The following is a 14,252-nucleotide window of genomic DNA, read 5'->3' as shown; positions in this document are numbered from 1 at the left end:
TGGTGTGATATTCCTATATACCAGCCACGACGCGCCCGGCAGTCGCCCCCCGGGGCCGAGCGTCGACTGCGGGCCGTCGGTGGCCGATCGCGCAGTTCCCCGCGCCCCTGACGGGGCGCACTACCGCCGGCTTCAGCCCTTCGCCGGGTCCGCGGCGCGCAGGCGCCGTGCGCAGCGGGCGGCCAGGCCGGCCACCGTGGGGCTCGCCAGGATCTCCATCGCCGGGACGTCGCAGCCCAGGCGCTGGTGGAGCGTCGTCATCAGTTCGGCGCCCATGAGGGAGTCCAGGCCCAGCTGGTTCAGGGGCCGGTCGGGGGCGATGCGGTCGGGAGTCGTCTGCAGGACGCCGGCCAGGACGGTCACGACGGCCTCCGTCACCTTGGCGAGCGCCTCCTCGGGCGTGGCGCGGGCCAGGGTCTGCGCCAGGTCCCGCGCCGCCGCGCCCGTCGCGTCGTCCTCGCCCTCGGGGCGTACGAGCGCGAAACGCGGCGCGCCGACGGCGCCGATGCCGTGGCGCACCCGGCCCCAGCCGATGCCGGCGACGACGGCGACGTCGTCCCGGCCGCGGGCCAGGAGCTCCTCCAGGGCGTCCAGGGCCCGTTCGGCGGGAACGGGGACCAGGCCCACGCGTTCCATGAAGCCGTCCAGCCCGTTGCGGGCCACGTAGCCGGCGTCGGCGAGCGCGCCCCAGGCGATCGCCAGGCCCGGCCGGCCGGCGTGCCGGCGGGCCCGCACGAGGGACTCCAGGCACAGGTTGGCGGCCGCATAGGTGCTCTGCCGCGGGTTGCCCAGCAGGGCGGAGACCGAGGAGTACACGACGAAGAAGTCCAGCTCCCGGCCGCGGGTGAGCCGGTCCAGCACCCGGGCGCCGGCCGCCTTGGGGGACAGCACCCGCCGCGCGGACTCCTCCGTGACCTGCGCCAGCGGGCCGTCGTCGAGCACCATCGCGGCGTGCACGACGCCACGCAGCGGATGGGCGGGAGTGTCGACCGAGTCCAGCAGGGCCGCCATGGCCCGGCCGTCGGCCGCGTCGACCGCGTGCGCGGAGGCGGCCACGCCCTGCCGGTGCAGCTCCTGCAGAAGCTCGGCCGCCCCGGGCACGTCGGCCCCGCGCCGGCTCACCAGGCACAGGCGGCGCGCGCCGCGCGCGGCGAGCCGTCGGGCGGTGGCCGCACCGAAGCCGCCCAGGCCCCCGGTGACCACATAGGTGGCCGCCGGGTCCAGGCGCAGGGGAGCGGGCGCGGGCGGCAGGACGGGCGGGGTCTCCAGCGAGACGACCACCTTGCCGATGTGCCGGGAGTGCTGCAGGGCCTCGAACGCCTCGGCCGCCCGGTCGGCCGGGTACACGCGGTGGGGCAGCGGCCGGTACACCCCCTCCTGCACGCGCTCGGCGACCTGCGCGAACTCCTCGGCGAACGCCGCGGGCCGCTCGTGCGCGAGCCGGGCCAGATCGGCGGTGCTGAAGGTGACGTTGCCCAGGAAGGCGCCCAGCGGCAGCCGCCCGTCGGCGTACAGATCGCGCTTGCCCAGCTCGACGAACCGCCCGCCGGGCGCGAGGACCTCCAGGCCGCGGGCGACGGCCTCCCCGGCCAGTGAGTTGAGCACGACGTCCACGCCGTGGCCGCCGGTGACGGCCCGCACCTGGTCGGCGAAGCGCAGCGAGCGCGAGTCGAGCACGTGGGCGACGCCCAGCAGGCGCAGCAGCTCGCGCTTGGCCGGGGTGCCGGCCGTGGCGAGGACCTCGGCGCCGGCCCACCGGGCGTACTGCACCGCGGCCAGGCCCACCCCGCCCGCCCCGCCGTGCACCAGCACCCGCTCGCCGGGCGCCAGCCGGGCCAGGTGCTGCAGGCTGTGGTGGACGGTCAGGAACACCACCGGCAGCGTGGCGGCCGCGCAGAAGCCCATCCCGTCGGGCATCCGGGCCGCGGTGGCCGCGGGGACGGCGACGTGGGAGCGCAGCGTGCCGGAGCCGAAGGCCAGGACACGGTCGCCGGGCGCGAGGTCCGCGACGCCCGGTCCGACGGCGGTGACCACGCCCGCGCACTCCATGCCGGGCCGGTGCGCGCCCCCGCCCGCATCGAGCGGCACGGTGCCCAGGGCCTGCAGGACGTCCCGGTAGTTCAGCGCCGCCGCCCGTACGCGGACCACGACCTCCCCGGGACCGGGCTCGGGCACCGTGTCCGGGGCCCACACGAGCCGGTGGGCGGGGCCGGTGTCGTGCACCTGCAGCGCGAAGGGCCGCTCCCCGCCGGGCTCCGCAGCGGATGCGGGGTTTGGATCCCGCTCCTCGCGCAGCCGGGTGACGAACCGTCCGGCCGGCGCGAGCAGCACCTCGTCCTCCTCGCCCGCCCCGGTGAGCTCGGCGGCGAGGCGGGCGGCGTCCGCCCCGGTGCGGCCCGTGGCGTCCAGCGAGATGCGCCGCACGGGCACGTCCGGGTGCTCATTGGCCAGGCAGCGGGCCACGCCCCAGGCGGCGGCGCTCCCCGGCGCCAGCGGGCGCTCGGGCGCGGGCAGGGCGCCCGTGGGAGGGGTGACCAGCCACAGCGACACGCCCCCGGTGCCCGCCGCGGCGGCCAGCGCCCGCAGCACGGCGGTACGACCCGCGGCCCGCTCGAGCTCACCCCCGTCGTCACCGGCGTCCCCGCCCAACAGGAGCAGCACCTGCGTCTGCGGACCCGCGCTGCCGAAGAGCGTGGACCACTGTCCGGGATCGTCGCTCGGCGCGACGCGCCGGACGCTCGCGCCGGCGGCCGTCAGGTGCTCGGCCACCGCGCCGGCCAGCGCGTCCTGCTCGGCTTCGGCCGCGATCAGCCAGAGGTCACTGCGCCGCTGCGGCACGGCCGCAGCGGCCGCCCGCGGCTCCGTGCGCTCCGGGCGCCGCGCCAGCAGCAGCGAGACGTCGCAGCGCGCGCCGTCCTCCGCGTCGCCGGTGACGGCCACCTCCTGCCAGCCGGCATCGCCGAGCACCCGCCGCCAGCCGTCGGGCGGCAGCAGCGGGCCGCGGCGGCGCACCTCGTGGTCCTCGCGCTGCCAGAAGGCCGGCAGCAGCCCGTCGAGCAGGGCCAGCGCCGTGACGTCGTGCGGCTCGGTGGCCAGCAGCAGCCCGCCGTCGTCCAGCAGGGCGGCCACATGCTCCAGGGCGCGGCGCACGTCGCGGGCGGTGTGCAGGGCCGCCGGGGCGACGACGACGTCGAAGGAGCCGGGTGCGAAGCCCTGCCCGGCCGGGTCGCGGTCGAGGTCGAGCACGCGGGGGACGAGGACGTCGTGGCCGGCGAAGCGCTTGCGGGCCCGCGGCAGGCAGGCGGCCGAGGCGTCGGCGTACGTGTAGTGCGTACGGTCGCGGGGCAGCACCGGCAGCAGGTGCGCGGTCGTGCCGCCGGTGCCGGCCCCGACCTCCAGCACGCGCAGCGGCCGGTCGGCGGGCCAGTCGCGTACGAGGGTACGCAGCACGGTGCGGGCGGCGCGGCCCGCGAAGCCGCTGGTGCAGCCGTCGGTGCGCAGCTCCTCCAGCAGGTGGCGGTTGGCCTCCGCCGGCAGTACCTCGGCCGGGTCCCGCCGGCCGCGCAGGATCTGCACCAGCTGCCCCGCGCCGGCGCCGGCGAGCGCCAGCTCGACCGCCAGGTGCGGGCAGTCGGCGAGCGTGGCGCGGAACCGTTCCCGTGGCGCGGGCGTGCCCGTGGCGCGCCAGCCCTCGCCGCAGGCCTCCGCCAGGCCGTGGTCGTGGGCGGCCCGCAACAGTGCCTCGACCAGCGGCGCGTAGTCGGCCGGCACGCCCGCCGCCAGCACGTCGGTCACCGTGAAGGGATCCTGCCGGCGGTCGCCCAGCACGCTCGCCAAAGCCGCCGCGCCGAAGTGGGCGGTCAGGGCCCGCAGCCGGTCCATGCCCACGCGGTCGGCATGCTCCCGGTCCCGTACCAGGTCCGCCGCGCAGGCCGCCAGGGCGTCGGCGGGGGACGGCAGCGGGCAGGGCGTTCCTGCCGGGCCGGGCAGGGGCGCGGCCCGGGTGACGGTGGTGTGCAGCCGCACCGGTACGCGCGCCTGCTGCTCGACGCGCCGCATCCGGCAGCCCTCCAGGGCCAGGCAGGTCAGCCCGTTGGGCGCGAGGACGGTGATGTCCAGCAGGACCTCGCGCGGGGTGACCGTGCGGGCGCGCACGTGCACGTGCCCGACGGCGGGCATCCGCCGCCAGGCCCGTACGCGCTCGACGGCCACCGGCAGGAAGGGGGCGTCGCTGTCCGCGCAGGCGTCCTCCAGCAGCGGGGAGGCCGCCTGCAGCGCACCGTCCAGCAGCGCGGGGTGGGCCTCGTAGCCGGCGAGGTCGCCGCCGCCCGCGTAGTCGGCGAGCACCTGGTCGTCGCCCACCCGAAGGTCGGTCAGGACCTGGAAGGCCGGACCGTAGCCCAGGCCCTTGCCGAGGGTGCGACGGTAGTGCTCCTCGGCCGTGCGCCGCCCGGGCAACGCCGCGACGAGGGCGTCGAGGTCGGCGAGCTGCGGCACCGGCGCGTACAGCCGGCGCAGCCGGCCCCGGGCGTGCTGCTGCCAGGCGTCGTCCTTCCCGCCGCGGCTGGCGATGTGCACCACGCCGTCGTCCGGCGCCAGGGCCGTCTGCAGCTCGACCTGCCGGTCCTCGTCGAAGGGCAGCACCAGAGCCGCCGGGATCGCGAGCCGGCCGATCTCGACGGGCCCGTCCAGGACGCGGCGCCCGGCGGCCAGCATCATCTCCAGATAGCCGGTGGCCGGCATGAGCACCGCGCCCCCGACCCGGTGGTCGTCCAGCCAGGGCACGCGCGCCGGTTCGAACGGGCCGTGCCAGACCGGTTCGGCCGTCGCGGCCCGCTCGCCGAGCAGCGGGTGGTCGACGCGCCCGTCCCCGCAGGTGCGCGACCATGCGTCGGGGTCGCCGTTCCAGTGCGGCTCGCGCTGCCAGGGGTAGGCCGGCAGGTCCACCACCCGGCCCGGGCGGGGGAAGAAGACGGAGTCGCGGTGCCGGGCGCCGCCGGCCAGCAGCCGGGCCACCGCCGAGTCGACCGCGTCCGCGCCCGGCTGCTCCCGCGACAGGGTCGGCACGACCAGCGCCGCGCTCGGGCCGGCCGAGGTCAGCCGGCGCAGGTAGCCGCGCAGCACGGGGTGCGGGCCCACCTCCACGTACATGTCGCAGCCCAGGTCGGCCAGGTGCCCGACCGCCGCGGCGAACTGCACCGGCCGGCGCAGGTTGCGCCACCAGTAGCCCGCGTCCAGCTCCTCGCCGCCGAGCACGCCGCCGGTCGTCGCCGACGCGTACGGCACCGCGGCGCGCCGCGCCTTGAGGTCCGCGAGGTCGGCGGCCAGCTGCTCCTCCAGGCCGTCCATGGCCCGGCTGTGGAAGGCGTACGGCAGGCCCAGGTCGTGGAAGTACACCCCCTGCCCGCGGCAGTCCTCGCCCAGGCGGGCCAGCGACGGCGCGTCCCCGCCGACCGTCACGTCCTGCGCGGTGTTGACGCCCGCGAGCTCCAGCCGGCCCTCGTACGGCGCCAGCAGGGCCCTGGCCCGCACCGGGTCGACGCCGAGCGCGGCCATCCCCCAGTCACCGGCGGTCGAGGCCTGCGCCCGCGACCGGGCGACGACCACCCGGGCCGCCGCCGGCAGGTCCAGCGCGCCGGCCGCCCAGGCCGCGGCCATCTCGCCGGCGCTGTGCCCGGCCACCGCGGCCGGCTCGATGCCCCGGGCCCGCAGCAGCGCCACCAGTCCCACCTGCACCGCGAACAGCAGGGGTTGGGCCACGTCGGTGGTGTCCGGGCGCCGCGCGGCGGCAGGGGCGGCCAGCTCCGCGCGGACCGACCAGCCCAGCAGCGGGCGCAGCGCCTCGTCCGCCTCGTCCACCGCGCGCCGGAAGACCGGCTCCTCCTCGAGAAGCCGCGCGCCCATGCCCGGCCACTGCGCGCCGTTGCCGGAGAAGACGAAGGCCACCGTGCCGCCCTCCACCCCCGTGGTCAGCGCGCCCGCCGCCGCCTCGCCGTCCGCCACCCGGCGCAGCCGCTCGGCCGCCGTCGCGGCGTCCGGCGCGAGCACCGCGATCCGCTCCTCGTGCCGCCCGCGCCGCCGGCAGGAGGTGTACGCCACGTCGTAGAAGTCGCCCGGGGCACAGCCCTCCAGCCGGTCCGCCATGCGCCGGGCCGCCTGCGCCACCGCCGTGCGCGTGCGCGCCGAGACCACCACCGGCAGCGGCCCGCCCCGGGTGGGCGGCGTGCTCGGCCCGTCCCGCCCCGGCGCGGCCGCCAGGACGACGTGCGCATTGGCACCGCCGAAGCCGAAGGAGTTGACCCCCGCCACCGCCCGGTCGCCGGACGGCGCCGGCAGCGGGCGGGTCTCGACGGCCGGCGCCAGGCGCCAGGCGGCGAAGTCGATGGCCGGGTTCAGCGGCAGCGCACCGGGGTTGGCCGGCACCCGGCCGTGCCGCAGCACGAGCACGGCCTTGAGCAGCCCCGCCATGCCCGAGGCCGGCTCCAGGTGCCCCAGGTGGGCCTTGACCGACCCCACCGGCAGGGGCCGGTCCGCGGGCCGCCGGGCGGTCAGCGCCCGGCCGACCGCGCGGCACTCCACCGGGTCGCCCACCGGCGTGCCCGTACCGTGCATCTCCAGGTACACCAGCTCCTGCGGGTCCACCCCGGCCGCCTCGTACACCTCCCGCAGCAGGCTCTCCTGCGCCTCGGCGCTCGGCTGGGCCAGGCCCGGGGTCCGCCCGTCGGCGTTGACGCCGCTGCCCAGGACGACGGCCAGCACCCGGTCGCCGTCGCGCACCGCAGCGCCCAGCGGCTTGAGCACCACCAGGCCGCCGCCCTCGGCGCGCACATAGCCGTCCGCCTCCGCGGAGAACGGCCGGCAGCGCCCGCTTCGGGAGAGCATCGACGCCTTCGCGAAACCGACGAACTCGAAGGGACTGAGCAGCACGTTGACGCCCCCGGCCAGCGCCAGCGCGCTGCGGCCGCAGCGCAGCGCCTCGCAGGCGTGGTGCAGGGCCACCAGGGACGAGGAGCAGGCGGTGTCCACGGCCAGACTCGGCCCACGCAGGTCGAGGAAGTGCGAGACGCGGTTGGCGACGTTGCACACCGCGCTGCCGGTCATCGTGTATGCGTCGGCCGACCGCGTCGCCAGGCCCTGCAGGAAGGCGAAGGACTGGCTGGAGGCGCCCACGTACACCGCGGTGTCCGAGCCCGCCAGCGAGGCGGCCGGGATCCCCGCGTCGTCCAGGCCCTCCACGGCCAGCTCCAGGAGCAGCCGCTGCTGAGGGTCCATGTGCCGGGCCTCGCGCGGCGAGAGCGCGAAGAAGTCGCAGTCGACACCGCGCACGTCCGTCAGGAAGCCGCCGGCGGCGGTGTAGGTCTTGCCGGAACGTTTCGGGTCGGGGTCCACCCACCGCTCGGCGTCGAACCGGTCGGCGGGCACCGGCCCGATCGGGCAGCGGCCCTCCGACAGCAGCGACCACAGCTCGGCGGGGGTGGTCACGCCGCCGGGCAGCCTGCACGCGGCGCCGACGACGGCGATGGCATCGGAGGAGGGTGGCATGGGAACAACTCCTCGAATTCGCGGCGGCAGAAACCGCACTGCGCTCTTAGCTGTCGATGCCCAGCCCGCGGTCAAAGATCTCACGCTCCATCCATGTGGGTGACGGGCGCGTGTTGCCGCCGGCCGTCCGGGGAACCGCGCCACCATGGCCACCGTCGCCGGACACAGTCCCCCCGCACCCGTGCCACCGGGCGTCCTGACCGTTCCCGTCCTGGGACGCGCACCGGTCCTCGACCCGGCGGCCCACGTCGCCCCCACCGCCGTCCTGATCGGGCCGGTGCACCTCGCCGCCGACTCCAGCGTCTGGTACCACACCGTGCTCCGCGCCGACGGCGACGGGATCACCGTCGGCACCGGCAGCAACCTCCAGGACGGCGTCGTCGTCCACACCGACCCCGGCTTCCCCGTCCGCATCGGCGCCCGCTGCTCCGTCGGGCACAACGCCGTCCTGCACGGCTGCGACCTCGGCGACGACGTCCTCGTCGGCATGGGCGCGATCGTCCTGAACGGCGCCCGCATCGGCGACCGCAGCATCGTGGCCGCGGGCACCGTCGTCCCCCAGGACCGGACCGTGCCCGCCGGCTCCCTGGTCGCCGGGCCGCACGCCCAGCTGGTGCGCGCCCTGACCGCCGACGACGAGGCCCTCGTCGAGGCCCACGCCCGCAACTACCGGGCCCTCGTACGGCTGTACCGGCCCGCCGACACCCCCGACGCGGGCCCGCCGTGAGCGGCGCCCACGCCCGCCCCCGCGGCGCCCCCGGGCAGGCGCTGGCCGTCCCCGATCACCGCCGCGCCCGGACCCGGCAGCGGTGCGCGCTGGCTGTCGTCGCCGGCGCGGTGTTCATGGCCATGCTCGACAACCTCGCCCTCAACAACGCCCTGCCGCACATCGGTGCCGAAATGGGCCTCGGCATCAGCGGCCTGCAATGGGTCGTCGCCGGCTACACCCTGGTCTTCGCCGCCTTCCTGCTCTCCGGCAGCGTCCTGGGCGACCGCTTCGGGCAGCGCAGGACCTTCCTCGCCGGCGTGCTCGCCTTCTGCGCCGGCTCCGCCGCCGGCGCCCTCGCCCCGGACTGGACCTGGCTGCTCGCCGGGCGCCTGGTGCAGGGCGCCGGAGCGGCCGCGCTCATGCCCGCCGGCATGGGCCTGCTGCGGCACGCCTTCCCCGACGGGGCGCGGCGCACCCGCGCCATGGGCGTGCGCGGCGGCGCCGGCGGCCTCGGTGTCGCCCTCGGCCCCACGATCGGCGGGCCCCTCGTCGACGCCCTCGGCTGGCGCAGCGTCCTGTGGATCAACCTCCCGGTGGGCGCCGCAATGGTGCTGCTCGGCCTGCGCGCACTGCCGCGGGTGCCCTGCGCCCCGGCACGCTGGGACCCGGCCGGCCAGCTGCTCGCCGTCGTCGGCCTGGGCAGCCTGGTGTACGGCCTGGTCCAGGCGCCGGTGGACGGCTGGACGGCACCGGGCGTCCTGGCCACGCTGGCCACGGCCGCCGTGGCCCTGCCCGCCTTCGCCGCGGCCGAGTGGTACGCGGCCGCCCCCATGCTCGACGTACGGCTGCTGCGCGACCGCGGGACCGCCGCCGCCTGTCTGGCCCTGTTCGCCGCGAGCCTGGGCCTCTTCGGCGGGGTCTTCTTCCTCACCCTGTACCTGCAGGACGTCCTGGGCTGGTCCGCCGCCGGTGCCGGAGCGGTCTTCCTCACGGCCTCCGGCGTCATCGTCCCCGCCGCCCCGGCCGCCGGGCTGCTGTGCGCCCGGCGCGGGGCACGACTGCCGCTGCTGTGCGGGCTGGCCCTGTGCGCCGTCGCCCTCGCCGGCCTCGCCCGCTACGGCCGCGGCGCCGCGTACGCCGGGTACGGCTGGCTGCTGCCGGTGCTCGGCGCCGGCGTCGGGCTGACCTTCGTCACCGCCGTCATCGCCGCCGTGCAGCGCGCCCCCGCCGAGCGGACCGCCATGACCTCCGCCCTGATGGACACCCTGCGCGAACTCGGCGGCGTGGTCGGCGTGGCCGTCCTCGGCGCCGTCCTGGCCGGCCGGATGCGCTCCGCCCTCGTGACGTACGCCACCGCCGAGGGCGTACCGCAGCAGGCCGCCCGCGACCTGGCCGCATCGGTGCTCCGGCACGGCCCGGCCGCGAGCCTCGGGCAGGCCGCCACGGCCCCCGGCGCGGCCCGGCAGGCCCCGGTGTGGGCCGAGCGGGCCTTCGTCGACGGCCTGGGTCCCGCACTGCTGTGCGGGGCCGGCTGCATCGCCGCCGCGGCCCTGGCAGTGGCCCTGCTGCTGCGCCGCGACAGGGCGCCGCTGCCCGGCGGCTGACGGCGCGTAGGCTCCTGGCGAGGCGCGCAGGGCGCCGTCCGGGTGCGGTGAGAGGGGCGAGAGGCCACGTGGCGCGGGAGAAGGAGATCGCGACGGCCGAGCAGGCGGCCAACGACGGCCTCGTGCTGGCGTTCGGGCGCCTGCAGGGGGCCGCGAACCGGCTCGAGTACATCCTGGGCCGGGCGATCGAGGAGGAGTGCGGCATCAGCCACCTGATGTTCGAGGTGCTGCTGATCCTCGGCCGGGCGGGGGAGGCGGGACTGCCCATGCGGGCCATTGCTCAGGAGCGGGTGCTCAGCACCGGCGGGGTCACCCGGCTCGTCGACCGGATGGAGGCGGCCGGCCTGGTACGGCGGGCCGCGGACCCCGGCGACCGGCGCGGCCGCCTGGTGCGGCTGACCCCGCAGGGGGAGGAGACGGTGGTGCGGGCCGCGCGCGTCCACCGCGAGAACATCCGCCGCCACTTCCTCGAACCGTTGCCCCAGGAGCACCGCGACCGCTTCGCGGAGGACCTCAGGGCCCTCAGCCATGCGGCGCGGGACGCCCTGCCGAAGCTGCGCTGAGGGCCTCCGGGAATATCTGAGAGAACAGATACTGTTGTCTCAGCTGAATGCCCGCGTCCGGCGGGCTCGTCCCCCGGAGGCAGGTCCCCCATGAAGCTCGTCTACGTCTTCGACGCCTACTGCGGCTGGTCCCATGGCTTCTCGCCGACCCTGACCGAGATCACCCGCCGCCACCCCGACCTGCCGGTCGAGGTCGTCTCCGGCGGCCTGTTCACCGGAGCCCGGCGGGTGCCGATCCGCGAGTTCGGCTACGTCCAGGGCGCCAACGCCAAGATCGCCGAACTCACGGGCGCGGAATTCGGCCCCGCGTACGAGCGGCTGATCGCCGACGGCTCCTTCGTCATGGACTCCGAGGCCGCCGCCCGCGGCATATCCGCCCTGCGCGCGGCCGCGCCCGAGCGGGCGGCGGAGCTGGCGGCGGCCCTGCAGCGGGCGTTCTACGTGGACGGGCTGAGCCTGTCGGAGGCGGCGACGTACCATGCGGTGGCCGAGGAGGCCGGCCTGTCCGCCGAGGCGGTGGCGGCCGCCTTCACCGGGCCGGACGCGGCGGCGCAGGCGCGGGCCGACTTCCGCCGCGCGGCGCGGTACGGGGTGCAGGGCTTCCCGACGCTGCTGGCGGTCGACGGTGACCGGGTGACGGTGCTGGCCGTGGGCCACGCGACGGCTGCCGCCGTGGAGGCGGCGCTGGGCGCGGCGTAGGGACCCTGCGGGCGGCTGAGCCCACGGCGCCCCGTAGGGGCGCGGGGCGGTGTCGATCTGCGGCTGCGCCGCGTGGGCGCGACAAGCCGCGAACGCGCCCGCAGCGGGGCCCCGGGGTGGCGTGGCAACTGCGGGCCGTCGGTGGCCGATCGCGCAGTTCCCCGCGCCCCTGACGGGGCGCTGCCCGGCCCCGCGCCCCTGACGGGGCGCTTCCGCTCAGCCCGCCGCAGGCGCTTCGCGCGGCGCATGCCGCAAGTACGCCAGGACCGCGCTCACGCGGCGGTGGAGTTGTGGCTCCTCCGCCAGGCCCAGTTTCGCGAACGTCGAGTTGACGTGCTTCTCGATCGTCGACTCCGACAGCACCAGCTCCTGCGCGATGGCCCGGTTCGTCTTGCCCTCCGCCATGTGGCGCAGCACGTCCAGTTCGCGCCGGGTCAGCGCGGCCAGGGGTGCGTCCGCGGTGCGGGTGTGGCTGCCCATGAGGACTTCGACGATGCGCGGGTCGACGACCGAGCGGCCGGCGGCGACCTCGCGCAGGGCGCGCAGCAGTTCGTCGAGTTCGCCGATGCGTTCCTTGAGGAGGTAGGCGAGGCCGTCGGTGCCGCGCCGGAAGAGGTCGAAGGCGTAGTTCTCGTCGGCGTGCTGGGACAGGACGACGACGCCGATGCCGGGGTGGGCGGCGCGGATGGCGTGGGCGGCGGCGATGCCTTCGGTGTGGTGGCCCGGTGGCATGCGGATGTCGGCGATGACGGCGTCGGGGCGCAGGCGTGCGACGGCCGCAAGGAGGGCGGTGGCGTCGCCGACGGCGGCGACGACGCGGATGCCGCCGGTGTCCTCCAGCAGTCGGCGGGTGCCTTCGCGTACGAGGTAGTGGTCCTCGGCGATGACCACGCGCAGGGGTGGTTCAGTCATGGCACTCCTCCCGCACCCGTGCGGCCAGCCGGGAGCGGATCGTGGTGCCGCCGCCGGCCCGGCTGGTGATCCACAGGTCGCCGCCGACGGCCTCGATCCGGTCGCGCATGCCGGTCAGGCCGGTGCCGTGGGTGGTGTCGGTGGCGAAGCCGACTCCGTCGTCGCTCACTTCGAGCACCAGCCAGCCCTCCGAGCGGGTCATGCGGATGGTCACGTGGGTGGCCCCGGCGTGTTTGAGGACGTTCGTCAGGGCCTCGGAGACGAGGTAGAAGGCGGACACCTCGATGTCGAGGGCGAAGCGCACCCGCTCCAGGGCCTCCTCGGCGTGCACGGTGACGGGGATGGGCATGCGCCGGGCGCGCGAGGTGACGGCGGCGACGAGGCCCTGGTCGGTCAGGACGGGCGGGTGGATGCCGTGGGCGACCTCGCGCAGGTCGTGGATGACCCGGCAGGCGTCGTCCTGGACCTCGGTGAGCACCGCATCCGCGTCGCCCCCGCGGCCGAGGCGGTTGCGGGCGAGGCGGACCTTGGCGACCAGGGCGACGAGGTCCTGCTGGATGCCGTCGTGGAGGCGGCGTTCGATGCGCCGGCGCTCGCTGTCCTGGGCGCTGACGATGCGGGCGCGGGAGGCGTCGAGTTCGCCGGCCTGGCGCTGGACCTCGCGGACGCGGGCGGACAGTTCGGCGGCGAGGCGTACGTTGTGCACGGCGAGTGCGGCCTGGCGGGCGAGGGTTTCGACGACGTCGTGGTCCTCGGGGGTGAACCGGCCCTCGTTCTTGGGCCCGTACTCGATGACGCCCAGGACGTCGTCGCCGTACCGCAGGGGGTATCCGCCGCCGTGCGGGCCGGGGGCGGCCTGCGGCTCGCCGGCCGTGCCCAGGTGCACCGGCAGGTGTCCGCCGCCCAGCCGGACCCGTGCCCAGTGCAGGCCGAGGCCCTGCTGCAGGCCGGCGGCGAGCTGGGGGGCCAGCCGGCTGAGGTCGTAGGCGTGCTCCAGGGCGCTGCCGAACTGCACGAGCAGTTCGAAGCTGCTGAGCCTCTCGCCGTAGACGCGGCGCTCGGCGAGCCGGTTGAGCCGCGCCCGTACCGGCTGGAAGAGGGCGGTGGCGGTGACGGCGACGAGGACGGACAGCCCGATCGGACAGTACTGGCCGGCCGTCAGGCCCAGGGTCATCGCGGTGCCCAGGTACCAGGCGCTGATGATCAGCCAGAGCGTGCCGTAGACGACCGAGCGGCGCGGCACCGCCGCCCGGCCGATGTCGACGCCCAGCAGCCGGTGGCGCAGGGCGGCGTAGAGGACGGACAGCGAGACGAGGACGTACGGCAGCGCGCCCAGCACCGAGCCGATCAGGTACAGCACGCCCGACTCGTCGTGCCAGGAGCGGAACAGCCGGCAGGCGGCGCGCGCCAGGAAGAGGACGGCGGCGCCGGCGGCGACGGGCAGCAGGACGGCGACCTCGCGCCGCCCGGCGCGGCGGGCCCGCAGACAGCGCACGACCAGCAGGGTGGCGCCGAACCCGGGCAGCCACGCCTCGGGGTAGTAGAACACCACGTGCTCCACGATCCGCGCGGGCACGCCCGCCGCCGGCAGGGCCACGGGCAGCACGAGCAGGGCCCACAGCGAGCGCAGCACGGCCCGCTCGCCGGGGAAGCGGAAGCGGCCGTCGGGCAGCAGCGCCAGCAGGTGGACGACCAGGATGCCGGCGGAGAGGATGTCCCACTGGACGGGCAGGACGACCAGGGCCGTCCGCAGCGGCGGCAGGCCGTGCTCGGGGACGGCGAGGTCCCAGCCGTGGCGGGCCGTCAGCAGCGCCGCCGCGTAGTGGACGGCCGTGCCGGCCGTCAGCGCGGTGCCGGTCAGCAGCAGCCGGCCGGCGACGGGATGCGCGGGGGCGTGCCACCAGGCGAACACCCCGGCGCAGTAGCAGGGCAGGACGGCACCGAGGATCCACGGCAGGGCGACGGTGTCGGCCGGGGCGTGCGCAGGCAGCAGGAACACTCCTGCAGCCGCCGCCCACAGCAGGCACAGCCCGCCGCAGCACGCGGCGATTCCCATGGCCCGGCCACTGCCCCGCACACGCAAAGGTATAGCGGAAAACCCCCAGAGGGATCGGAGGAATCCGGGGTACTCGCCCCCGGACGGTCGCGGCAGACTCATGAACGTCTGCCCCGGCACCGGCGCGGACGCCCGACAAGACGATCGCGCGATCCCGGTAACCACCC

The 14,252-nt window shown here is 76.8% G+C and carries 7 protein-coding genes; 4 read left to right on the top strand and 3 right to left on the bottom strand.

Translation table 11 applies throughout. The features are described 5' to 3' along the window. Nucleotides 1–132 precede the first annotated feature (132 nt). Nucleotides 133–7,542, bottom strand: coding sequence for an SDR family NAD(P)-dependent oxidoreductase (locus AB0K17_RS17895; protein WP_365983502.1), 7,410 nt, complete (start codon nucleotides 7,540–7,542; stop codon nucleotides 133–135). 145 nt (nucleotides 7,543–7,687) lie between these two features. Here AB0K17_RS17895 and AB0K17_RS17890 point away from each other — a divergent pair, with 145 nt between their 5' ends. The 4 genes from AB0K17_RS17890 to AB0K17_RS17875 all read left to right on the top strand — a co-directional run bounded on the left by AB0K17_RS17890 (nucleotide 7,688) and on the right by AB0K17_RS17875 (nucleotide 11,117). Then, nucleotides 7,688–8,269, top strand: coding sequence for a gamma carbonic anhydrase family protein (locus AB0K17_RS17890; RefSeq protein WP_365983501.1), 582 nt, complete (start codon nucleotides 7,688–7,690; stop codon nucleotides 8,267–8,269). Continuing rightward, nucleotides 8,266–9,855, top strand: coding sequence for a DHA2 family efflux MFS transporter permease subunit (locus AB0K17_RS17885; RefSeq protein ID WP_365983500.1), 1,590 nt, complete (start codon nucleotides 8,266–8,268; stop codon nucleotides 9,853–9,855). The genes AB0K17_RS17890 and AB0K17_RS17885 overlap by 4 nt, the downstream gene beginning before the upstream one ends. A gap of 68 nt (nucleotides 9,856–9,923) precedes the next feature. Then, a complete protein-coding gene (locus AB0K17_RS17880; RefSeq protein ID WP_365983499.1) occupies nucleotides 9,924–10,418 on the top strand; it encodes a MarR family transcriptional regulator in 495 nt (164 codons plus the stop codon). A gap of 90 nt (nucleotides 10,419–10,508) precedes the next feature. After that, on the top strand, nucleotides 10,509–11,117 hold the full coding sequence (locus tag AB0K17_RS17875; protein ID WP_365983498.1) for a DsbA family protein: 609 nt from the start codon (nucleotides 10,509–10,511) through the stop codon (nucleotides 11,115–11,117). Nucleotides 11,118–11,333: 216 nt separating this feature from the next. Here the strand turns inward: AB0K17_RS17875 and AB0K17_RS17870 are convergent, their stop codons facing one another. Then, on the bottom strand, nucleotides 11,334–12,029 hold the full coding sequence (locus AB0K17_RS17870; RefSeq protein ID WP_365983497.1) for a response regulator transcription factor: 696 nt from the start codon (nucleotides 12,027–12,029) through the stop codon (nucleotides 11,334–11,336). Then, the gene (locus AB0K17_RS17865) at nucleotides 12,022–14,085 is read right to left on the bottom strand and encodes a GAF domain-containing sensor histidine kinase (RefSeq protein ID WP_365983496.1); all 2,064 of its coding nucleotides are present in this window, start codon (nucleotides 14,083–14,085) and stop codon (nucleotides 12,022–12,024) included. Before AB0K17_RS17865 ends, AB0K17_RS17870 begins: the two co-directional genes overlap by 8 nt. Nucleotides 14,086–14,252: the final 167 nt, after the last annotated feature.

This window comes from Streptomyces sp. NPDC049585, from assembly GCF_040675615.1.
Lineage (GTDB): Bacteria > Actinomycetota > Actinomycetes > Streptomycetales > Streptomycetaceae > Streptomyces > Streptomyces luteosporeus.
This window is presented reverse-complemented; position numbering and strand designations above follow the sequence as displayed.

Coding starts and splice junctions, on each gene's coding strand:
- AB0K17_RS17875 (WP_365983498.1), top strand. CDS start 10,509: ATGAAGCTCGTCTACGTCTTCGACGCCTACTGCGGCTGGTCCCATGGC.
- AB0K17_RS17870 (WP_365983497.1), bottom strand. CDS start 12,029: ATGACTGAACCACCCCTGCGCGTGGTCATCGCCGAGGACCACTACCTC.
- AB0K17_RS17865 (WP_365983496.1), bottom strand. CDS start 14,085: ATGGGAATCGCCGCGTGCTGCGGCGGGCTGTGCCTGCTGTGGGCGGCG.
- AB0K17_RS17895 (WP_365983502.1), bottom strand. CDS start 7,542: ATGCCACCCTCCTCCGATGCCATCGCCGTCGTCGGCGCCGCGTGCAGG.
- AB0K17_RS17890 (WP_365983501.1), top strand. CDS start 7,688: ATGGCCACCGTCGCCGGACACAGTCCCCCCGCACCCGTGCCACCGGGC.